This is a genomic window from Chryseobacterium foetidum, from assembly GCF_025457425.1.
In the GTDB taxonomy this organism is placed as follows: domain Bacteria; phylum Bacteroidota; class Bacteroidia; order Flavobacteriales; family Weeksellaceae; genus Chryseobacterium; species Chryseobacterium foetidum.
Genome location: NZ_JAMXIA010000001.1, coordinates 655,311 through 677,990, shown reverse-complemented (window position 1 = coordinate 677,990; position 22,680 = coordinate 655,311). Strand labels below are relative to the sequence as shown.

Here is a 22,680-nt window from a genome sequence, read left to right as displayed (position 1 = left end):
TAAAATTAAAATGGAAAATCCCATTCTACAATCAAAAAAAGAGTTAATCCACTGGATAAACAGACTGGATGATCTCGAGGTAATTGCAGAATTAGTTGACTTAAAAGAAAAAAGGGCAACCGCAGAAACTTTTTCGGAACCTCATACTGAATATTTGGTAAAAGATGATTTCGATGAGCGTTTTGCAAAAGGTCTGAATTCAGCAGAATCGAGGAAAAAAACGAGAGAATTTATTTCAAAATTGTCTTGGGTGAAATAATTGTCTATTCGGATGAATTTCATGAGTCTATAGAAAATCTGATTAGGATTTTATATGTAAAAGAATATTTTGGCTTTGAAATAGACTGCCAATTATATGCTGAGAAAATTTATGATTTTGTAGATTATAATATTCATAAACCAATCGGCAGAAATACACCGGAAGCACTTCAGAAATTTGGTAAAATATTTATTAAATACAAAGCCAATCACCGGACTTCCTGGTTTATCTTTTATGACCAAAAAGACAATCAGTTTTTGATCAATCATATTATCAACAATCATTCTCAGGAATTTCCCGAGCTGATGTAATTTAAAAAAAGCTCGATATCGTTAGCTTTTTGAAGAGAAAAAATACTTTAAACAGAAGGTTTTTTCAAACAAAATTTACAATGAACAAGAAAATTTCTGTCATATTTATTCTGCCGGATCTTGAGACCGGAGGTGCAGAAAGAATCGTTACCACCATTGCAAATCATCTCTCCAGAGATCGTTTTGAACCGAAGATTTTGCTTTTACGCAAAGAAGGCGGTTACCTGAACTTTCTGAAAAAAGATGTCGAAATTATCGATATCAATACCGAAAGGATTCGTCACTCTTTAAAACCAATTCTTAAAGAAATTTACCGCCGAAAACCGGATATTGTTTTTTCCGGATACGGAGAGGTGAATGCGTATCTTTCGATGTTTATCAAACTTTTCCCGAAAACAAAATTCATTGCGAGAGAAACCAATGTTGTCTCGCAACATGTAACCAAGAAGGAAATTAAATTTTTCTACCATTTCTACAATAATTACCAGCAGATTATCGCACAGAGTGATGATATGATGCACGATCTGGTCAGAAATTTTAAAGTCAACCGTTCGAAAATTGTCAAGATCAATAATCCTGTAGATTTTGAGTTTATTGACGAAAAGTTAACAATCTCCCGCAAACCTGAGAGTTTTAAATACAATTATAAAAATGTTGTAGCCATCGGCAATCTGTCTGCCAGAAAAGGTTTTGATAATTTGCTGAAAGTTTTTTCAAGATTAAAAAATGAAAAAATTTTGTTACACATATTAGGTGATGGCAGAGATCGTGAAATTCTTCACCAAATGAAAGATTTTCTGGGTCTGAAAAATGTGTTTTTTCACGGGAAGCAGGAGAATCCGTATGAGTTTTTGAAATATGCTGACCTGTTTATTCTATCGTCACGGTACGAAGGTTTTCCCAATGTTTTACTCGAAGCAGGAGCCTGCGGAACGTATTCTTTAGCCAACAACTGTCCTGGCGGAATCAATGAAATCATTCAGCACGAAACGAACGGCGAAATTTCTGATATTGAAAATCACGAAGATTTCTCACAAAAAATTATGCAGATTCTGCATCGGTCTTACGATCATGATGCCATAAAAAATTCTATAAAATCGAGGTTTTCAAAGGAAATTATTTTGGATAATTATGAAAAGGTTTTGCTGGATTTGATGCATAAAAAATAGGCTGGTGAAGATTTTTCTAAAAGTTACTTCTTTTTATATATTTTCAGTTGGCTTCTTTCTTCTGAAATTTGCCTGGGTAAATTTAGTTTTTGAATGCAGTTGCAAGGATGATGTTTTTCCGAAGTATTATGCTTTTCCTTTTGTGTATAAAAGTGATTCTTTAGCTTCTTCAATGGCCGAAAATTTCTACATTTCAGGAATTCTGCTTAATGGTTTAGTTATCGCGACTCTTCTTTTAATTTTTGATTTTTATTTAATTAAATTATTAAAAAATCAGAAGTTTATTTTAAAAACATATTCATTCCTGCAGATTATTTTGTTGTTGCTTTTTGTTTACAGCTATCACATTTCATATTCATTTAAAAGTGATGATTTATTTGAATGGAAAAGTGATTTTCGAGAACAGGTAAAAATTTATAAAGCAGAGTGTAAAAGCTATTTTGACGGAATAATAATCAATTAAATTTCAAGCATTTCCTTAGATTTGAATTTCTAAAAAATTAAACTCATATTTCATTCATGAAAAAACTCCCGAAATTAGGATGTGCATGCGAAAAACACGACCTGATTGAATCCGAATACAGAACTTCAATCATAGGAAAAGATTTGACAGAAGACAGGAATGCCGAAGTAAGCATTATTCAATGCAGACTTTGTCAGAGAATCTGGCTTAAATATACCGTTGAATCTGCAAATTCTTCCAATTTAAACAGATGGTTTAAAGGAATTATCGCCAAAAAAGAAGTGGCAGAAATGAAACCTGAAAATGCTGTAGAATATTTAGAAAATCTTCCCTGGTACATTTGCGGAGGTGAGTTTTTTGGAAATAAAGAAGAATTTGGAGAAGGAAAACTGAATTTAAAGCTGGAAGGCTAAAGCTGGAAGCTGGGAGATCTGCAGTCGCAAAATCAAAAGTATTCTCAATCATTTAAACATCCCGCACCCAACGCCCCACACCCCGCTCCCAAAAACTTGACAAAACTCACTTTGTTCCTTCTAAATTAATCAGTAAATTTGTAAGAATTAATCATCAGATAATAAATAAATTAAAATATAAAATGAGTCAATTCGATGTTACCGTAATAGGTTCTGGTCCCGGAGGTTATGTAGCTGCAATCCGCGCTGCACAATTAGGTTTCAAAGTAGCAATTATTGAAAAGTATTCAACTTTAGGCGGAACCTGTCTTAACGTTGGATGTATTCCTTCAAAAGCGCTTTTAGACAGCTCTGAGCATTTCGAAAATGCAAAACACAATTTCGAAAACCACGGAATTATCATTAACGAGCCAAAAGCCGACATCGCAAGAATGATTGCGAGAAAAAATGAAGTGGTAGAGCAGACTACAAAAGGAATCAACTTCCTGATGGACAAAAATAAAATCACTGTTTTTGAAGGTCTTGGAAGCTTTGAATCTGCAACTCAGGTAAAAGTGACTAAAAACGATGGTTCATCTGAAACTATCGAATCAAAATATACCATCATCGCAACGGGTTCTAAACCTTCATCGCTCCCGTTCATCACTTTAGATAAGGAAAGAGTGATCACTTCTACTGAAGCTTTAAATTTAAAAGAAATTCCTAAGCATTTGGTAGTGATCGGTGGTGGAGTTATCGGTCTTGAATTAGGTTCAGTTTACTTAAGACTTGGCGCTCAGGTGACTGTAGTTGAATTTATGGATAAAATCATTCCTACAATGGATGGAGCTTTAAGCAAGGAATTGACTAAAGTTCTGAAAAAGCAGGGAATGAAATTCATGCTTTCTACAGCGGTTTCAGCAGTTGAAAGAAACGGAGATTCCGTAAAAATTACAGCGAAAGATAAAAAAGGAGAGGAGGTAACTGTTGAAGGAGATTACTGTTTGGTTTCTGTGGGAAGAAGACCTTTCACAGATGGACTTGGTTTGGAAAAAGCAGGTGTTGAATTGGACGAAAGAGGAAGAATCAAAACAAACGACCATTTGCAGACCAACGTGGCAAATATTTACGCCATTGGAGATGTAATTAAAGGAGCAATGTTGGCTCACAAAGCTGAAGAAGAAGGTGTTTTTGTTGCTGAAACTTTAGCCGGACAAAAACCTCACATCAATTATAATTTAATTCCTGGAGTGGTTTACACATGGCCGGAAGTTGCCGGAGTTGGTAAAACTGAAGAGCAGTTGAAGGAAGAAGGTGTTGCTTACAAAATCGGAACCTTCCCAATGAGAGCTCTGGGTAGAAGCCGTGCAAGTGGTGACATCGATGGTTTGGTAAAAATTATTGCTGACGAAAAAACAGATGAGGTTTTAGGTTTCCACATGATTGGAGCAAGAGCTGCAGATTTGGTTGCTGAAGGTGTAATTGCAATGGAATTCCGTGCAAGTGCTGAAGATATCGCAAGAAGTTCTCACGCACACCCAACGTATGCTGAAGCGGTGAAAGAAGCTGCTTTGGATGCTACAGGGAAGAGAGCTTTGCACATGTAAGAGTCAAGGTAAAAGTAAAAAGAGCCAGGTTGAAAGTTAAGAGAGTCAGGTTGGATTATATATATTAAAAGAGAAGTTTTGGCTTCTCTTTTTTTTTGTATTTTTTAGTTAAATTACTGATGATGAAAAAACTGACCTTATTTTTAATGATTGCTTTTTCCGGAATGCTTTTCGGACAGAATATTGAGCCGGTAAAAAAGCTTGTTCAGCAAATCAATCAAACCAAAGATTTTAAAATTAGAACAGTTCCATACTCTTATTTTATGGATCAATCTGAGCTTACAGATAACGGAATTGAGTTAAAGGGATTTTACAAAAACGGAAAACTCAGAAAAATGGAACATTGGGTTGGCTTGTCTGCCTGGAACATCATTACAGAATATTTTTTCTCGGAAAACGGGAAGTTGGTTTTTGTTCATTCAAAAAAATACCAGACGCTCGATGAAAATGGTTATTTGAAACAACCTCAATTTTTGTCTGAATCAAGAAATTATTATGAGAAAGATCAACTTATTAAAAGCATCGGGAAATTTGATGATGATGAAAAAACAGATTATTTAAAAAAATCTAAAAATTTGATTAATCATTTAAAAAATTATAAGCATTAAATTTAAAATCAATATACCATGTAATTCCAAAACACTCCAATCCTCCAACTCTTCAACACTCCAATCCTCAGACGCTCGAACTCTAAAACCTTCCAACCCTAAAACTCAAAAAATCTCCAACTTATTTTCCTTACCTTTGCCAACTAAATTATCATCAATGCAACTCGGAAAAACCCAGACTTTAAAAATTTCAGAAAAAAATCATTCAGGATGGATGCTTGAATCAGAATCCGGCAAAACGGCTTTCATGTCTAAAGTTTTTATCCGTGAAGAAAAAGAAATTGGTGATGAGGTTGAAGTTTTTGTTTTTCAGGATGATCATAAGTTAAAGGCAACAACAGAGATTCCATTGGCTGAGGTAGGCGAATTTGCCGTGATGAGCTGTGTGGAAAGCCTTCCGACAGGTGCGTTTATGGATTGGGGAATCATCAAAGACCTATTCATCCCTTACAAACAGCAGAAAACAAAAATTCTTGATGGAAAAAGATATTTGGTCTATCTCTATGTTGATGAAGATCTTGATTTAATTACCGGAACTACGAAGTTTAAAAGAAATCCTCAGTATGAAAATTTACCTTTCCAGAAAGGTGATAAGGTAGATTTAATCATGATGAACGAAAGCGAACTGGGCTGGAATGTGGTTATCAACAAAAAATACATCGGGCTGATCTACGCTTCTGATGTTTTCAAAAAACTATATCCTTTATCAGAGGAAAGTGGTTTCATCAAAGACATCCGTGAAGATGGAAAGATTGATATTTCATTACAGCCGCAGGGCTTTGAAAATATCGACGAGTTTAAACAGAAAATTTTGGATAAGCTGGAAGAAAATTACGGTCTGCTTCATCTTTCAGACAAGTCTACGCCGGAAGAGATTAAAGAAGAGCTTCAAATGAGCAAAAAGAACTTTAAAAAGGCTCTTGGTGGTTTGTACAAAGATAAAATCGTCGAAATAATGGATGATAAAATAAAGTTGGTTTAAAAATACTCTCAAAATAAAATTGAAAGTCCGAACATTTGTTCCGGACTTTTTTTATGATAATAATCACGAGAAAATCATTAATTATTTTGTTTAACAATTTTGTCAAAACAAATGATTGATATATATTTGCACAAAATTGTTTAACAAAAATGTCAAAACAAGAAAAGAAAGACCAAACTCAGGAATTAATCAAGGAGACTGCCAAGAATTTATTCTTTGTGCAGGGGAAATTTAACGCAACTACACAAGAGATTGCGGATGAGGCCGGTGTTAACAGAACATTGATCAACTACTACTTCAGATCACGGGATAATTTGATTCAGATTATTTTTGATGAAGCTCACCGAGTGGAAAAACAAAAATCTGAATTAATTATGAATTCAGATCTTCCTTTCAAAGAGAAGATTGCCAATTTCATTGACGGAAGTTTAAAAACAAGTCTTACATACCCTTATCTGGAGACGTACATTGTTTCGCAGATCAATAGTGGCAGCTGTCACAAAAGAGATGTAGAGAAGCACGAACTCGAGAAACTTTATGAAGATATTGATAAAGAAATGGAACTGGGAAACATAGAAAAAATGGCGCCGATACAGTTTGTAATGAATATGATCGCACTTTTGGTATTTCCAAGTGCTGTAAGGCCTCTTTTTCTGGAAAATATGATGATCAGTGATAAAGAATTTGATCTTCTGATTGCAGATCGAAAAGATATCATACTGAATATGCTTTTTAAGAATTAATTAAAAAAATTTAAAGTATTTTAAGAATTCACTCGTCCTTTAGGAGTAAAGATTTTAACAAAGAAAACAAAAAATAAACGAAGTAATAAATTATGAATAGAAAACTTATAACTGCAAAAAAGCTAAAAATTGGGATAGCTGCAGCATTTATGATTTTCGGCTCTACATCTGCTTTTGCGCAGCAACAGGTGTCTTTGCAGGAGGCCATTAAGCAGGCACTGCAAAATAAAGCAGAAGCCAAAAAAGCAGCTTTGCAGATCAAAAAAGCTGAATACAAAATTGCCGAGGCCAGAGCCGGAGCTTTGCCACAAATCAGTATCACGTCTGGTCTTACTTACAATCCGGTAATTCAGGAATCTTTACTGGAATTCGGCGGAGAAAGAATTATTGCAAAACTGGGACAGCCTTGGCAGACCACTTCTACAGCTCAGGTTCAGCAGGCGATTTTCGACCAGAGAGTTTTCACAGGTTTAAAGGCTGCGAAGTCGACCAGAGAATTTTATATTCTTAACGCTCAGCTGACAAACGAGCAATTGATTGAAAACGTAGCAACGGCTTATTATCAGGTGTTTGTACAGGAAGAAAATCTGGAGACAGTAAATCAAAGCTACGCAAATACTGAAAAAGTAAGAAACGTAATCAAGAGTCTGGTAGATAATGGTTTGGCTAAAAAAATCGATTTAGACAGAACGAATGTTCAGTTGACTAACATCGGTTCAAACAAACAGACGTTGATCAACAGTGTGGAGCTTTCAAAAAATTCATTGAAATTCTACATGGGAATTCCGATTGAAACTGAAATTACGCTTGAAGAGGAAACAATCGAGCCAAGACCTGAATTGTTAGCTTCAAATGTAGATTTAACAAGCCGTTCAGAGGTAAAAGTTCTTCAGAAAAACAGAGAACTTTTGGTTTTCAATAAAAAAGCGACTGAAGCATATCTTTATCCAACAGTCAATTTGGTTGCCAACTACGGTTGGGGTGCTACGGGTGCGAAGTTTCCTTTAACCAACGGTTTACAGAACGGAGTACTTTGGAGTGATTTCTCTGCAATTGGTTTAAATATAAACATTCCGATTTTCACGGGTGGAGCTACGAAGTCTAAAATTGCTCAGGCTCAGATTGATATCGATGATTTAGATTTAGATATTGAAAATACTGAGCTTCAGCTAAGTCTTGATTATAAAAATGCCATCACAAACATGGAAAATTCTTTAATCAACATCGAAAGTATGAAGAACAACGTTGGTCTTGCCGAGAAAGTTCAGAAAGATACGCAAGCCAATTATCAATACGGTTTGGCGACATTGACGGAAGTTCTGGACACTGAAAATGCATTAACGCAGGCAAAACAGAACTACGCAAACGCTTTATTAGACTACAAACAGGCTGAAATTAAACTTATAAAAGCGAAAGGCGAACTTAATACTCTTCAAAAACCATAATAAAAATGATTGTAATCTTCATCAGTAAGGATTGCAGTTCACATTAAAAAAATCATTACCAGAAATGAAAAAAACTATAATATATATCATCGTTGCAGCTGTACTTGTAGGTTTGGCGGCATGGAAGATTTCAGACAACAAAAAGAAGCAGGAAACTGAGGTAAAAGAGGTGGCAAAACAGGTTGACAAAATCAACGTCAACGTAGTTACTGCATCAAGGTCTAATATCAACACAGATTACACCGCAAACGGTACTTTCATCCCGAAACAGGAAATGAATCAGTCGGCTGATATTTCAGGGCGTGTAGTAAGCGTTTTCGTAAAAGAAGGTTCAAGAGTAGGAGCGGGACAAACTTTGGCAACCATCAAAAGAGATGCGATCGAAGTAGACGTTACTCAGGCTCAGAATAACTTACAGAATGCCATTGCAGACAACCAACGTTATGAAAATGCTTTCAAAACTGGAGGTGTGACTAAACAGCAGTTGGATAACTCAAGATTGCAGCTTAAAAATATGCAGGCTGCGGTAAGAGCTCAGAGCGTGAGAGTAAACGATACCAGCATCAGAGCAGGAATCAGCGGAACCATTAACAAGAAAATGGTAGAGCCGGGAATGGTGGTTGCACCGGGAACAGCTTTATTTGAAATAGTAAATATTAATTCACTGAAACTTTCAGTTTTGGTGGATGAAAGCCAGATCGGAAGAATTCAGCTGGGTCAGGAAGTTTCAATCAATGTAAATGTATTGCCTGGTGAATCTTTCAGCGGAAGAATTACATTTATCGCTCCAAAAAGTGATGCTTCACTGAATTTCCCTGTAGAGATTGAAGTTCAGAACAGAGGGAATCTGAAAGCAGGTATGTATGCTACAGCAACCTTTAAAACCAACAATGGTGCAGAGACTCAGAATATGCTTACTATACCTGCTCAGGCATTTGCCAATGGTGTAAGTTCAGGACAAATCTTTATCGTTCAGAACGGAACAGCAAAAATGATTACTGTAAAAACCGGAAAAGTGTATGGTGACAAAGTACAGATCATCAGCGGACTGAACGGAGGTGAGCAGGTAGTTACCAGCGGCCAGATCAACCTTGACAATGGTTCGAAAATCAATATCGTAAAGTAAGATAAGAATGAAGTTAGCAGAAATATCCATTAAAAGACCGTCCCTGGTTATCGTATTATTTACGATCCTTACGTTGGGAGGTTTGTTAAGTTACTCCATGATGGGGTACGAATTGATTCCGAAGTTTGAAACCAATATGGTTACGATTTCTACGGTGTATCCGGGAGCTTCGCCTGCAGAGGTTGAAACTTCGGTGACGCGTAAAATTGAAGATGCTGTAGGTTCTTTGGAAAACGTAAAAAAAGTAGAGTCATCATCTTACGAAAGTTTATCGGTAATCATGGTTCAGCTGAACACCGGAGCCGATGTAAATTATGCTCTGAATGATGCTCAGAGAAAGGTAAACGCTATTTTGGCAGACCTTCCGGAAGATGCAGACCCGCCGTCACTGCAAAAATTCTCTTTGGATGATTTACCGATCATGACATTGAGTATCACCAGTGATAAACTGAATAATAAAGAACTGTACGATCTTTTAGATAAAAAAGTAGAGCCGATTTTTTCCCGTGTGAACGGTGTGGCTCAGGTTGACCTTGTGGGCGGACAGGAAAGAGAAATTCAGGTAAGTCTTGATGAAATGAAACTTCAGGGTTACGGTCTTTCTATCGGAGATGTGCAGCAGGCGATTCTTTCCTCCAATTTAGATTTCCCTACCGGAGCTTTGAAGACAAGAACTTCAAGATCTACCATCAGACTTTCAGGAAAATACAGAGATATTGCTGAGATGAATAATCTTGTGGTTTCCAATAAAGATGGGGTGCAGGTGCGTCTTTCAGATGTGGCAACGGTTTTTGATACTCAGAAAGATGTAGAAAAAGTAGCGAGATTCAACCAGAATCCTACGATTTTGATGCAGGTGAAAAAACAGTCTGATGCGAATGCAGTAGCGGTTTCAGAATTGGTTCAGAAAACAATTGCTCAGGTTCAGGAAAACTATAAGGCACAAGGGGTAAAAGTAAATATTGTTGATGACAGTACGGAGTTTACCCTTGAAGCTGCTGATCACGTAATTTTCGACTTGTTCCTGGCGATTATTTTGGTTGCAGTAGTAATGTTATTATTCCTTCACAACATCAGAAACGCATTTATCGTAATGGTTTCAATTCCAGTATCATTAGTTGCCACGGTAATCGGAATGTATCTGATGGGATATACCTTAAACTTAATGAGTTTATTGGGACTTTCACTCGTTGTCGGTATTCTTGTGGATGATGCGATTGTGGTTTTGGAGAACGTTTACCGTCACATGGAAATGGGAAAAAGCAGAATCCGTGCAGCCTTCGACGGTGCTTCAGAAATTGGATTTACCGTAACAGCAATTACTTTGGTAATCGTGGTGGTATTCTTACCGATTGCGATGAGTTCAGGTTTGGTTTCAGATATTTTGGCTCAGTTCTGCGTCACGGTAGTAATTGCGACGATGTTCTCATTACTGGCATCGTTCACCATTATTCCGTGGTTGTCTTCAAGATTCGGAAAACTGGTTCATTTAACAGGTAAAAATCCTTTCGAGAAATTTATCCTTTGGTTTGAAAAGCAGTTGGATAAATTCACACATTGGATTTCAGGAATTCTGGAGTGGGCTTTAAAATCAGGACTGAGAAGAATAATGGTTGTTGTAGTGACATTTATTATTTTGATCGCTTCATTCATGTTGGTTGCATTCGGATTCATCGGAGGAGAATTCTTCCCTAAAATGGACAGAGGTCAGTTCCTCGTTCAGATGGAATTACCAAAAGATGCTTCTGTAGAAAAAACCAACCAGTTGACCTTGGCTGTTGAAAAATATCTGAGAAATGACAAAGATGTGGTGGATATGATTACCACGGTAGGTCAGCAGTCATCAGGATTTGGAGGGGCTCAGGCAACTTTATATCAGTCGGAAATTCAGGTAATTTTGGTTGATAAATCCGAACGAACCGAAAGTACAGACATTAAATCGGCTAAAATCAAAAGAGATTTAGAAGAAAAGTTCACCGGAGTGGAATTCAAAACAGCACCAATCGGTTTGATGGGGGCGGATGCTGCACCAATCGAAATGGTAGTAACCGCTCAGGATAATGCCACGGCGAACAAGGAAGCCAACAGAATTCTGGAATTGCTTAAAAAAGTTCCGGGATCTGTAGATGCAGAATTATCCACCGACTCAGGAAACCCCGAAGTTCAGGTGAATATCGACAGAGATAAAATGTCTGCTTTAGGTTTAAATCTTTCAAGTGTAGGACAGACGATGCAGACCGCATTCAGTGGAAATACCGACGGAAAATTCAGAGCCGGAGAATATGAATATGACATCAACATCCGTTTTGGAGATGCCAACAGACAGTCGATTGATGACGTAAGAAACCTTATGTTCACAAATCCTTCGGGAGAACAGATCAGACTTAGCCAATTTGCAGATGTGAAAATGGGTTCAGGACCGAGTTTGCTTGAGCGTAGAGACAAAGCGCCTTCTGTGAAAGTAAAATCCAAAGTTGTAGGCCGTCCTGTTGGGGATGTTGCCAACGAATGGGCAGCTCAGTTTATGGACAACGAAAAAACAAAACCTGCAGGCGTAACGTACATCTGGAGTGGAGATATGGAAAACCAGACTGAAGGTTTCGGTACATTAGGAATTGCTTTACTGGCGGCTATCGTATTGGTTTATCTGGTAATGGTTTCTTTATATGACTCGTTTGTATATCCTTTCGTAGTATTGTTCTCAATTCCATTGGCATTGATTGGGGTAATGGTAATCCTGGCCATTACCGGAAATTCATTAAACATCTTTACGATGTTGGGGATGATCATGTTGATTGGTTTGGTGGCGAAAAACGCGATTATGATTGTCGATTTTGCCAATATGAGAAAAGCAGCGGGAGCAAACACCCACGACGCTTTGATTCAGGCCAACCACGCCCGTCTCCGTCCGATTTTGATGACGACGATTGCGATGATCTTCGGTATGATTCCGATTGCGATCGCAAAAGGAGCAGGAGCCGAGATGAACAATGGTCTTGCCTGGGTAATCATCGGTGGTTTGACATCATCATTATTCCTGACATTGATTATCGTACCGGTGGTTTATTCACTATTCGATTCAATATTGAGAAGAATGGGCAAAGGTGAACCAGTAGATTATGACGCTGAAATGAAAGCAGATTATGAGCACAGAGAACTAAGTGAAGACGGATACACCCCGAAACACATAGATTAATATGACAACCTTTGATTAACCCAAAAATCCGCATCAATTCGTTGATGCGGGTTTTTTTATCTAAATATTGCTTCGAATACAAAAAAAACTTGATCGGTGTGTTTGTCATCCCGCAGGGAACTCGGCTCGAATCATTCAGTGTAACATCTCACACAAAACGTTGCAGCGATTTCATAAAAAAATAAGAAAAGTAGATGACCGCCATGTTTGTCATCCCGAAGGGAACTCGGCTCGGGTCATTCAACGAAGAATAACACACAAATGTTGTTTATATCCCTAAATGATGACAAAGTGGGTGGAAATGTTTGCTTGTAATTCTTGCAATTTTGCATTTTGAATCAAAACCTAAAGAATTTAGCAAAAAAAAGCTTCCGGAACAAACCGAAAGCTTTAAAAATATTTTAAATCAAAAGATTAATCTGCCATCACTTCACCAGACTTTCTAAAGATGAAATTACCATAGATATGTCTTCTTGCAAAACGGCTCGGAGAATCAGCATTCACCATTTTGATGTATGTATTTCTTGGAACTCCGATGTATTCAAACATTTTACCGTTCAAATGCTGAACTTTTAAAATCGATTTTTCAAGATAAAAATCAGTAATAATAGAAGTTGTGATTGTTTCTGTATATTCTTCTTTGTATTTTTCCTGAGTTTCAGGATTGATGCTTACCAAAAAATGATAGGCTTCAATCACAGATTTGCTTTTTTCCTCAGCTTCAAGTTTCCCTTCTTCATTATTTACAAATTTATCAGGATGCGTATCTTTCATCACATTTCTGTAAATTGTTTTTAAATCTTTCAAAGTAGCAGTATTATCTACTTCAAGAAGTTTTCTGTAATCACCTATTTTTTTCATAACGTACAATCCTTATTTCGCGGTGCAAAAGTAGGCTTTTTAATTTTAAAAACCGTAAGTTTTTGATTATTAATTTATTTGAAGTTAATTAAACTTATTTAGCTGGATGAATTATTAAATTTACATACTAATCTATAGAATAAAATAATTAGAATATGTTATTGTAAAATAATAAAATTTCATCTAAATTTGTAACCAATGTCTAATGTTGTACAACTTGGTTATGAAAGATTATTATACAATTTCTGAAGCTGCTGAACTTTTAAATAAGAGCACAAAAACACTCAGAAGATGGGATGATGAAGGTAAATTGGTTGCCGTAAGAGAGCCTATGAGTAATTATCGTGTATATCATCGAAATGATATTCAGAGTCTGTTTCCGGATTTTTTGGTCGAAGAAAATAATCATTTAAATAACTATGTGGAAGCTGATAATGATTATAAAGTATTAGAGCTTTTTGCTGGAGCAGGTGGTCTGGCAATTGGTTTAGAAAAAGCAGGATTGAAATGTGAAGCTTTAAATGAGATAGATAAATTTGCGTGTCAGACTTTAAGACAAAACAGACCTCATTGGAAAGTTTTCGAAGGTGATATTAAAAACTTTAGTTTTTCAGAATACAAAGATAAAATTGATGTTGTTACTGGTGGATTTCCTTGTCAGGCATTTAGTTATGCAGGGAAAAGATTAGGTTTAGAAGATGCAAGAGGAACACTTTTTTATGAATTTGCCAGAGCTGTTCGGGAAGTTAATCCTCCAATTTGTATTGGAGAGAATGTAAAAGGTCTCTTAAATCACGAAAATGGAAACACTTTAAGTGGAATGATTTCCATCCTGGATGAGATTGGCTATAATGTAGTTCCTGTTGAGGTTTTAAAGGCTGTAAATTACAAAGTTCCTCAAAAAAGAGAACGATTAATTCTGGTAGGAATTAGAAAAGATATTCATGTTAAATTTGATTACCCAAAACCATTTAATAAAATTTATAATTTAAAAGATGCTTTAAAAAAGGGAGAATTGTTTGATACAGATGTTCCAATTTCAGGCGGTGCAAAATATCCTCAAAGTAAAAAAGTCGTTTTAGATTTAGTACCACCAAAGGGATATTGGAGAGATTTACCTCTCGAAATTCAGAAAGAGTACATGGGCGGAAGTTTCTTTTTGGGTGGAGGAAAAACAGGAATGGCAAGAAGAATTGGCTGGGACGAGCCAAGTTTAACCCTAACCTGCAGCCCTGCTCAGAAGCAAACCGAAAGATGTCATCCTGACGAAACAAGACCTTTTACCGTCCGTGAATATGCAAGAATTCAGACTTTTCCGGATGATTGGGAATTTGCAGGCTCGTTGGCTCAACAATACAAGCAAATTGGAAATGCGGTTCCTGTAAATTTGGGTAGAGAAGTAGGATATTCTATAATTAAGTTTTTGAATTCTTATTATAATTTGTCAAAGCCTAAATAATAGCTGAAATTTTCAAAAGTTATCTGATCTAAAATTGATTTGTTAGACGTTTCGGTTGCGGACGTAATTTCTTCTAGAGCTGAATTTTCCTTAACTAAATCTCCCTTTTCAATTTCATTTAAGTGGTCAGAAATTACTAATGGTAATGACTTATATAGTTGTATTAAAGCATCATCTTGTCCCGATAAAAGTGCATAAAAACGATCTCCGGAGATTTTAAAAACTCTGCTGTGACCATATTCTTTTCCATTAATATCGCCTTTCCAGCTTTCTTCAAAACTACCTTTCGCTAAAATTTGTACCCAATAACATTTCGCCTTTTTGTAATCATCTGCATAGCGTGCCAACTTCTGAAATAATGCTTCGGCAGAACTACTGTTCATGGTGTTGTGTTTATTTTTAATGTCGGCAAACAGAGTATTATCAGTTGCTTTTACATCAAAACCACTGAGGTTTCCAATTTCAAACCCAGCAATTCCTCCTAAAACCTGTTCGTGAAAAGTTCCAATAGAGTTGTTGATTGATTTATCTATTTGTCTGAGAATTTCAGACTGAATCAAATCTTCTTCACTGATATCGTTAAACTTTGAGTCAAAAGTCAACTTAAAAGTGTCAACTTTATTCGAATAAAAACTTTTTTTAGAAATATTATTCTTGGCTTTTAAATAGGAATTGTGGAGATTTTTCACACACTCTAATAAATGTTCATCAGACACAAATTCTACATATTTATTTGCCATAGCAACGAGTATTTTATATTTTGATTCAAAAATATAAAATTTTACTTTAAAAAAGTATTTTCTAAATCCAAAAAATCAAGGCAAACATCTGTTATTAATAAGATTCAATTGTATACTTTATTTAAATCACTCATACCACTCCTGCTCAAAGAAAGTCAGCTTCGCACCATTTACAAAATCTTCCAAATTTGTTTGGGCATTGGCTTTATCATTGGTCAGTTCAAAATAATAAGTAACAGAATTGGGAAGATTGCTGTTTTTTGAAATGATCTTAAACCTTTTTACCTGAATATTATTTTTGAAATATTGAAGCTCCTGAAGCTGGCTTAATCTCATACTTTGAATATCAAATGCCGCTTTCCAGCCTTTTTGAATTTTCATAAAACGCTTCTGGGTGCGGTCTGTAGTTTCTTTTTTGTATTTTTCTGCCTGATATTCTGAAATGAGCTGAGGATAAATTAATCCCTTTCTCAGAATGGTTTGAATGTTTTTTTCAGCAGCATCAAAGCTCACTGTTTTCTTGTCAAAATTTACGGAATTATTGTTAACGGTAATTTTGCCGTCAAATCTTTTATAATTTTGTTTTTTATAATTTTTCTCAAAATATTCGATGATTTTTTTGTCTTTAGAGCTTAAAGCCTGACTTTTCTGAGCCATTGCCACCGCCGAAAAACTTAAAAAGAATATCATCAAAAGACGAACTTTCATAATCAGTGATTTAATAAATTTAAACTAAATTTTTAAGACGCAAATGCTGAAGCAGCATAATCGTTTTTGCATCTTTTATCTCTCCGGAGTCAATCATTTCCAAACTTTTGTCAATATTTATTTCCAGAACTTCGATATTTTCTCCCTCTTCTTCAACTCCGCCACCGTCATTTATTTTCATTTCATCAGAATATTCAGCGATGAAAAAATACAGAATTTCGGTGACAGATCCCGGCGACATGTAGGCTTCAAAAATTTTTTCAACCTTTGAAATCTTGTATCTGGTTTCTTCTTCTGTTTCTCTTTTTATGCAGTCTTCAGGATTATCATTGTCTAAAAGTCCGGCACAGGCTTCGATCAGCATTCCTGTCGGATTTCCGTTGATGTAAGTGGGAAGACGGAATTGTCTCGTCAAAATTACGTTTTTAGAATTGATATTGTACAGTAAAATTACGGCTCCATTTCCTCTGTCGTAGGCTTCACGACTTTGCGTTTCGGTTTGTCCGTTTTCTTTTTTGATGTTGAAGGTTACTTTTTTCAGAGTGTACCAGTTATTGGATAAAATCTCTGTTTTTTCAATGTTTATGGTAGATTGCAGCATTTTCTATTTTTAAAGCTAATTATTTTTTAAACAAATCTCTCAAGGCATTTTCCAGTTTCGGAAATTTAAATTCAAATCCGGCTTTTTGTATTTTTTCTGATGACGCCCGGGAACCTTCTAAAAGTGCAACTGAAAGTTCACCAAACAAAAGTTTTAAAACGAAAGCAGGCACATTCGGCATGAATAAAGGTTTCTTCAAAACTTCTGCAATATGTTTGGTTAAATATTGATTTGTTGCGTGTTCCGGAGCTACAGCATTGAAAGCGCCTTCAAGAGATTCATTTTTTAAGGCAAATTCATAAATTCTACAAATGTCATCAATGTGAATCCACGGCATGTATTGTTTTCCAGTTCCGATTGGCGAACCGATTCCCATTTTTATCGGTGTTGACATTTTCGGAAGTGCACCTTCGTTTTCGGTCAGTACAACTGCAGTTCTTAGTTTTACAACTCTTTCAGCAACATTATTTTCTTTAAACTGATCAGCAGATTTTTCCCATAAAATCACAACTTTACTCAAAAAATCATTTCCCGCAGAATCGTTTTCATTAAAAATTTTTTCTGTAGTTTTAGTTCCGTAATAGTTGATTCCGGAAGCAGAAATAAAAGATTTTAATTTGATGTTTTTCTTCTGTAAAGTATCTGAAAGCAGTTGTGCAGAATCCGTGCGGCTCTGAATGATTTCCTGTTTTCTTTCGGGAGTCCATTTTTTTTCGGCGATATTGGCACCTGCGAGATGGATTATGTGCGAAACATTTTCCAAAGCTTTCTCTTCAATGGTTTTATTTTTCAGATCCCATTCAAAATCGTTTGGATTTTTCTTTTTTCGGGTTAGAAATCTGACTTCAAAATCGTTTTGTAATGTTTCTGCCAGCTTTCTGGCGATGCTTCCGCCGGCTCCGGTAATCAGGACTGTTTCTTTCATTTATTCAGGAGTTTTTTACAATCAGAACAAAATCTTCTTCAAGCATTTTGTAGCCATGATCGTAAACAAATTTGTATTCTGAACCGTTTTTATACACCTTCAGATTCGTGAAATAATTGAAATCAAATCCCAAGCCATCGAGTTTTGCTTTGGCGATTTTGGTTTTGCCTTCAATATTGATTTCGCTCAGAATCCTGTAATTTCTCCGAAGTTTGTTATTCACATTCCGCATAAGATTGCTGGAATCTTTATTCTGTTTATTGTTAAAAGCATTTCTGCATGCATCGTTACAGAATTTTTTGTCGGATCTGCCAATGATTTTTTCGCCGCATTCGATACATTCCATGATTAATTAATTTTTCAATTGTGTTTATGTTTTTTTATTTAAAAAGCCGCTTCCACTTTGTACTCGTCGGATAAGTTCTGTTTTTGGTCATATTGTTAAAAATCAAAGCAGTGATAAGTAAAATAAGACAACCTGACAAAACCGGAGAAAGCACGTACCAATAGCCTAAATCAGCAATTTTTCCGGGAGAGGTCACGGCAATCAGAGCTGTTGCACCGCCCGGAGGATGAAGGGTTTTGGTGTACTGCATCAGAATAATCGAAAAAGCCACTGCCAACGGTGCAGAAAGCCACAAAATATCGGGAACAATCTGATAAACTGTCACACCTGCCAAAGCTGAAATCACATGACCGCCAACAAGATTTCTCGGTTGAGCCAGCGGGCTTTGAATTGCTCCGTAGATCAAAACACTGGAGGCTCCAAACGAACCGATGAGAAAGACATTTTCCTGCTCCAAAAGATATTGCGACTGTAGAAAAGCGATAATTCCAATTCCGAAAAATGCACCGAGAAAAGACCAGAAATGTTCTTTGTAATCAACAAGCGTTTCTCTGTAGATTACATATTTTGATACACGGTAGGTTCTTTTCAGCGTTTTCTTCATATGGATTTATTTGAATTTAAAGATACAAAAATTATCCGTTTGTAAACGACTGTGATAAATTGTTAAATTAATTTATAAGAATTTCCTCCGGTACTTCTGAACATGGATTTTGTCTTGCTGAAAGCATCCCGACAATCTTAATTAGATTCTTTGACTCGTCGAACCTGAAGGTTTCAGAATGACAAACTTGTCTGTCGAAAATTTCATAAAAATTACTCCCTTTAGGGTCGGGGAAATAATTTTTATGAAATATAACAATACTCTTAATATGTAAAAACAAAAACCTTTCATTTTTCAAAAAAAATCCTCACTTTTGCCCAATCAATGGGGTGCTGCAAGATTGCGGCTGAGATGATACCCGGGAATTTTTTTCCACACCTGATTCGGATAATGCCGACGTAGGGATTTTTTATGATTTATCATCTCATCATTTAATTTATATAAGTTAATTTGATGCAGGAAATTTTACAACAAACAAGCTGGCAGGAATGGCTGGGTGTCTTCTTTTCAATTTTTCAGGTTTTACTGGCCAGAAAAAACAATTCAAACAATTATCTTTTCGGTATTGCCGGAATTTCACTCTCACTTTATGTGATGATGCAGTCTAAACTGTACGCCGAGTTCACCCTTTACCTCTATTATTTGGTGATGAGTATTTACGGCTGGCTTTACTGGAAATTTGGGAAACGTCAATCGGAAACCACAATTTCGGAAACCAACAGTCAGGAGAAATTCATTACGGCGGGAATTGTAGTTGGAACTTTCAGCCTTTTCTGGATTTGTCTCACAAAGTTTACCGATTCTGATGTTCCGGTTGTTGATTCGTTGGTCAGTGCATTTGCATGGGCTGGAATGTGGCTGATGGCACGAAGAAAAATTGAAAACTGGATTTTATTGAATATCAGCAACATCATCGCAATTCCGTTGTTGATTCATAAAGAATTGTATCTGTACGCAGGTTTGACGGCTTTCTTATTTATCGTTGCGATTTCGGGATATTTTGAGTGGCGGAAAATTATCAAATCTAAATCTTTAAAAGTCGCCTGATTATATAAAGTTCACGCAGATTTAGCAAATTGAGCTGATTTTTATCTGCAACATCTGCTTGATTAGCGAGAGATAAAAGCATTCACTTAAACACACTTCAAATAATGTTTACACCCAAAGAAATCACAGCAAAGATGCATCAGATTTCAAAAGTTCCTTCTGAGATTATTGACCAGATTCATCAGGAGAGACTGCTTCAGATTTGGGTTCCGAAAATGTATGGCGGATTGGGTTTTCGTTTAAATCAAGGTTTGCAAATTCTTTTCGATTGGTCTAAAATCGATGGAAGCTTGGGCTGGATGCTCACATTATGTTCAGGAGCCAATTTTTTCTCAAGAAATTTAAAACCGGACATCGCAAAAGAACTTTTTTCAGATTCAAAAACCTGTTTCGGTGGCAGCGGAATGATTGGCGGAACGGCAGAAAAGCAATCTGACGAAACTTTTTTGATCAACGGACTTTGGCATTTTGCGACGGGAGCGCCACATTTGAGCCATTTCACATTAAATGCAAAATTGCTGGAGAACGGAATTCCTCTGCTTGATAAATCGGGTTCTGAAATGATAAGGTCGTTTGTTATTTCTAAAGATAAAGTTGAAATTATTCCCAACTGGAAATCAATGGGCATGAAAGCTACCGGAACGTATTCGTTTAAAGCAGAAAATGTGAAAGTTTCGGAAGAATACAGTTTTGTTTACGATGAATTTTTTACGGACGATGTTTTAGATAAAATTCCGTTCAGGATTTTTGCAGATTTGACTTTGCTGGTCAATTATCTCGGGATGGCAGCTCATTTTTCTGAGGAAGCGATTAAAATCAGATCAAATCTTGATTTAAGTTCATTTAACAAAATGATTAATAATGAATTGGACAAAACTTTTGATTTTGCAAATGAAATAGAAGATATTCTGAATGATTTTGAAACAGTTTCTTCCGAAAAGCAATCTGAAATTCACATTTTCGCAGCTGATTTGGTGGAGAGATTATCGCATCAGATTCTGGAGATTTATTTTCAGTTGGGAATTAAAGCTACGCATACAGATTCTCTAATTTATCAGATTTTCTGTGATTATTTTACGGCGACACAACACGCAAATTTCAGAAAAAACCATGAAACTTTTAAGCGCAATTTTGATTTGAGACTTATCTGATTTTCAGGTTTTATTTTACACCTTTTCTTAATCGGAAGTATAAATATTGCCATAAAGTAGGGTGGTACCACAGAAAACTTTTCAGTTTTTTTTCTTTTTTGGCAATAAGTCTGTCCTCTGTAAAATCCTGTACTGCAGTATTTAAAATTTTTAAGCCTTCACCCAGCTGAAGTAAGGGATAAGATGAAAAATTATCATTTTCAGTCGGTAAGACCTGGCTTTGAGCGATAATGTTTCCGGTGTCTATTCCTTCATCCACAAAATGAACTGTCACACCGCTGTTTTCCAGATCACTGTTGACGAGAGCCCAGTAGGTGCCGTGTACACCGCGATATTTTGGGGTAATGCCAGCATGGGTATTAATGAATTTACAATTGACGGACGACAGAACTTTTTTAGAAATAATCCGCGTCCCGTTGACGATAATGAGGTCTGGATTGATCTGTTTTAACAAGTCTATCGTTGTTTTAGAATTTACCGAAATTACGTTCACCACCTTATCAGCGGGAATTTCGGAAGGATCTAATTTAAATTGACAGATAATTTCCTGATGTCTTTTTTTAGATAAAACTGAAAGTGGTTTTGAAATTAAAATCTGAAATAAAACCTGACCCAAAACCCTTGCAAACCCGAGTTTTTTCAGTCTTCTTCTTAGAAATATTTTTCGGTTTTCAGGCTCTTCAATTATGGCAGTTTCAACGCCAAAATTCTGATGGATAGAATTAAAAACAATGCTGGTAGAAATACCTTTACCGGCTAATAAAACTATTTTTTTACTTTCCATTGAGAATTAATTTAGCCAAAGCGGTCATGGTATAACTTTCAAAATCATATTTAGAATTCAAATATTGATAATGCATCAGAATTTCTTCTAAAAATTTGAAATTTTCCTCTTGATTTAAGCCAAAATTGTGAGGATGCCACCACAAATGATAAGTGAGATTGTTTTTTGCAGCATGCGTCATTCCCGTTTTTATTCTTTTAAGTCTCAACCCTTCTAAAAATTGAATATTTTCTGAAAATGGTCTGAGAAATCTTGAAGATGGAATGTCTAATGGTAACTTACCTTTAAGTTCCCGATCTGAGTAACAGTTATGTCCGGAAATATTAAAATATGCGTCCAAAAATCTCACGCCACGGCGAAATAAATTTTCGTTCTCTCGGCTTTTGGCTTTGTAAATCCATGACCGTTCGTTACCACGGTAGCAGAGAATACCATTTTCTGTACATAATTTTAGATATTCTTCATTAAACTGATTTCGTGGAAAAACCAGAGAAGTCAAATTGATATTGTATTTTTTTGCAATACTGGCAGCACTTTTTAAATCTTCATTAAAAGCCTCGGTTGTTTGTCCGGGTTCAAGACAGTAATAGTGAGAGAAAGTGTGAGTGCCAATTTCGTGTTGAGGATATTTTTGGATCTCCCGGATTAAATCTTGAGCAAAATGGTATCTATCTTGTAAATAATTTTCGCCTACAACATCAAAGTAACCTAAATACGGTGACAGATTCTGATCTTCGTAATCAGGAATTACAGACGGAATGTTGGCAATCAAATCTTCCTTTTTTTCGAAAAACAAAAAACCTACCGTGGAAAACGTAGCACTAATGCCATACTTTGTAAAAATATTCAACAACTTAGGAATTATATCATGTACTGCAAGAATACTTTTGCCATAAGATGCGATATCTTCTATATCTCTCATGCCCCACATCAGCTCAAAATCCAGAGATATTACAAATTTTCCTTTAGTCATGCTGTTTTGTTAAAGCAGAGTTTCCTGTTTTGTATTTTTTACTTTTTCCTGTACAAAAGTAGAAATTATTGCTAAAAATCAATTAAAAATTACCACTGAAGTTTTTTTATTTATTAAACAGATTTGAGGATTCAGCAATTATGATCTGGATAACTCTCTGGTGATTTTCAGGATTACAAT

23 protein-coding genes are annotated in these 22,680 nt (G+C 36.0%); 14 read left to right on the top strand and 9 right to left on the bottom strand.

The window, feature by feature from the left end; genetic code table 11:
* Positions 1 to 10 precede the first annotated feature (10 nt).
* The 11 genes from NG809_RS03225 to NG809_RS03175 all read left to right on the top strand — a co-directional run bounded on the left by NG809_RS03225 (position 11) and on the right by NG809_RS03175 (position 12,301).
* Positions 11 to 259, top strand: coding sequence for a hypothetical protein (locus NG809_RS03225; protein ID WP_262148033.1), 249 nt, complete (start codon positions 11 to 13; stop codon positions 257 to 259).
* The gene (locus NG809_RS03220; RefSeq protein ID WP_262148032.1) at positions 247 to 570 is read left to right on the top strand and encodes a hypothetical protein; all 324 of its coding nucleotides are present in this window, start codon (positions 247 to 249) and stop codon (positions 568 to 570) included. The genes NG809_RS03225 and NG809_RS03220 overlap by 13 nt, the downstream gene beginning before the upstream one ends.
* Before the next feature lie 80 nt (positions 571 to 650).
* Positions 651 to 1,739 (top strand): glycosyltransferase, encoded by a 1,089-nt coding sequence (locus tag NG809_RS03215; RefSeq protein WP_262148030.1) that lies wholly within the window; start codon positions 651 to 653, stop codon positions 1,737 to 1,739.
* Positions 1,740 to 2,258: 519 nt separating this feature from the next.
* Positions 2,259 to 2,615: a hypothetical protein gene (locus NG809_RS03210; protein ID WP_262148028.1), complete on the top strand. Its 357-nt coding sequence runs from the start codon at positions 2,259 to 2,261 to the stop codon at positions 2,613 to 2,615.
* 182 nt (positions 2,616 to 2,797) lie between these two features.
* Positions 2,798 to 4,201 carry a dihydrolipoyl dehydrogenase gene (gene lpdA / locus NG809_RS03205; protein WP_262148026.1) on the top strand — a complete coding sequence of 468 codons (1,404 nt, stop codon included), beginning with the start codon at positions 2,798 to 2,800 and terminating at the stop codon, positions 4,199 to 4,201.
* Positions 4,202 to 4,323: 122 nt separating this feature from the next.
* Entirely contained in the window at positions 4,324 to 4,809 is a 486-nt protein-coding gene (locus NG809_RS03200; RefSeq protein WP_262148024.1) for a hypothetical protein, read from the top strand.
* A gap of 157 nt (positions 4,810 to 4,966) precedes the next feature.
* Positions 4,967 to 5,791 carry a CvfB family protein gene (locus tag NG809_RS03195; RefSeq protein ID WP_262148023.1) on the top strand — a complete coding sequence of 275 codons (825 nt, stop codon included), beginning with the start codon at positions 4,967 to 4,969 and terminating at the stop codon, positions 5,789 to 5,791.
* 149 nt (positions 5,792 to 5,940) lie between these two features.
* A complete protein-coding gene (locus NG809_RS03190) occupies positions 5,941 to 6,534 on the top strand; it encodes a TetR/AcrR family transcriptional regulator (protein ID WP_262148022.1) in 594 nt (197 codons plus the stop codon).
* A gap of 92 nt (positions 6,535 to 6,626) precedes the next feature.
* The gene (locus NG809_RS03185; protein ID WP_262148021.1) at positions 6,627 to 7,979 is read left to right on the top strand and encodes a TolC family protein; all 1,353 of its coding nucleotides are present in this window, start codon (positions 6,627 to 6,629) and stop codon (positions 7,977 to 7,979) included.
* Positions 7,980 to 8,043: 64 nt separating this feature from the next.
* Positions 8,044 to 9,105 carry an efflux RND transporter periplasmic adaptor subunit gene (locus NG809_RS03180; protein ID WP_262148019.1) on the top strand — a complete coding sequence of 354 codons (1,062 nt, stop codon included), beginning with the start codon at positions 8,044 to 8,046 and terminating at the stop codon, positions 9,103 to 9,105.
* A gap of 7 nt (positions 9,106 to 9,112) precedes the next feature.
* On the top strand, positions 9,113 to 12,301 hold the full coding sequence (locus NG809_RS03175; protein WP_262148017.1) for an efflux RND transporter permease subunit: 3,189 nt from the start codon (positions 9,113 to 9,115) through the stop codon (positions 12,299 to 12,301).
* 414 nt (positions 12,302 to 12,715) lie between these two features.
* On the opposite strand, the gene NG809_RS03170 is transcribed toward NG809_RS03175, so the two are convergent.
* Positions 12,716 to 13,162, bottom strand: coding sequence for a KTSC domain-containing protein (locus NG809_RS03170; protein WP_262148016.1), 447 nt, complete (start codon positions 13,160 to 13,162; stop codon positions 12,716 to 12,718).
* Between the two features lie 217 nt (positions 13,163 to 13,379).
* On the opposite strand from NG809_RS03170, the gene dcm reads away from it, so the two are divergent.
* Positions 13,380 to 14,621: a DNA (cytosine-5-)-methyltransferase gene (dcm, locus tag NG809_RS03165; RefSeq protein WP_262152550.1), complete on the top strand. Its 1,242-nt coding sequence runs from the start codon at positions 13,380 to 13,382 to the stop codon at positions 14,619 to 14,621.
* Here dcm and NG809_RS03160 read toward each other — a convergent pair.
* The 6 genes from NG809_RS03160 to NG809_RS03135 form a co-directional block, all read right to left on the bottom strand.
* On the bottom strand, positions 14,597 to 15,361 hold the full coding sequence (locus tag NG809_RS03160) for an Eco47II family restriction endonuclease (RefSeq protein ID WP_262148014.1): 765 nt from the start codon (positions 15,359 to 15,361) through the stop codon (positions 14,597 to 14,599). The genes dcm and NG809_RS03160 overlap by 25 nt on opposite strands.
* Before the next feature lie 126 nt (positions 15,362 to 15,487).
* A complete protein-coding gene (locus NG809_RS03155) occupies positions 15,488 to 16,069 on the bottom strand; it encodes a hypothetical protein (RefSeq protein WP_262148012.1) in 582 nt (193 codons plus the stop codon).
* Between the two features lie 19 nt (positions 16,070 to 16,088).
* Positions 16,089 to 16,670: a GDP-mannose pyrophosphatase NudK gene (gene nudK, locus NG809_RS03150; protein ID WP_262148011.1), complete on the bottom strand. Its 582-nt coding sequence runs from the start codon at positions 16,668 to 16,670 to the stop codon at positions 16,089 to 16,091.
* 19 nt (positions 16,671 to 16,689) lie between these two features.
* Positions 16,690 to 17,595: a TIGR01777 family oxidoreductase gene (locus NG809_RS03145; protein WP_262148010.1), complete on the bottom strand. Its 906-nt coding sequence runs from the start codon at positions 17,593 to 17,595 to the stop codon at positions 16,690 to 16,692.
* Between the two features lie 4 nt (positions 17,596 to 17,599).
* Positions 17,600 to 17,941 (bottom strand): DUF2116 family Zn-ribbon domain-containing protein, encoded by a 342-nt coding sequence (locus NG809_RS03140; RefSeq protein WP_262148009.1) that lies wholly within the window; start codon positions 17,939 to 17,941, stop codon positions 17,600 to 17,602.
* A 34-nt stretch (positions 17,942 to 17,975) separates the two neighbouring features.
* Positions 17,976 to 18,545, bottom strand: coding sequence for an HPP family protein (locus NG809_RS03135; RefSeq protein ID WP_262148007.1), 570 nt, complete (start codon positions 18,543 to 18,545; stop codon positions 17,976 to 17,978).
* 450 nt (positions 18,546 to 18,995) lie between these two features.
* Between NG809_RS03135 and pnuC the strand changes: the two genes are divergently transcribed.
* Both pnuC and NG809_RS03125 read left to right on the top strand, forming a co-directional pair.
* Complete coding sequence (gene pnuC, locus NG809_RS03130; protein WP_262148005.1) at positions 18,996 to 19,592, top strand: nicotinamide riboside transporter PnuC; 597 nt, start codon at positions 18,996 to 18,998, stop codon at positions 19,590 to 19,592.
* Between the two features lie 104 nt (positions 19,593 to 19,696).
* A complete protein-coding gene (locus tag NG809_RS03125) occupies positions 19,697 to 20,743 on the top strand; it encodes an acyl-CoA dehydrogenase family protein (RefSeq protein WP_262148003.1) in 1,047 nt (348 codons plus the stop codon).
* A gap of 10 nt (positions 20,744 to 20,753) precedes the next feature.
* Here NG809_RS03125 and NG809_RS03120 read toward each other — a convergent pair whose 3' ends face one another.
* Together NG809_RS03120 and NG809_RS03115 are read right to left on the bottom strand one after the other, a co-directional pair.
* The gene (locus tag NG809_RS03120) at positions 20,754 to 21,527 is read right to left on the bottom strand and encodes a formyl transferase (protein ID WP_262148001.1); all 774 of its coding nucleotides are present in this window, start codon (positions 21,525 to 21,527) and stop codon (positions 20,754 to 20,756) included.
* Positions 21,517 to 22,500 (bottom strand): polysaccharide deacetylase family protein, encoded by a 984-nt coding sequence (locus NG809_RS03115; protein ID WP_262147999.1) that lies wholly within the window; start codon positions 22,498 to 22,500, stop codon positions 21,517 to 21,519. Before NG809_RS03115 ends, NG809_RS03120 begins: the two co-directional genes overlap by 11 nt.
* Between the last annotated feature and the right edge of the window lie 180 nt (positions 22,501 to 22,680).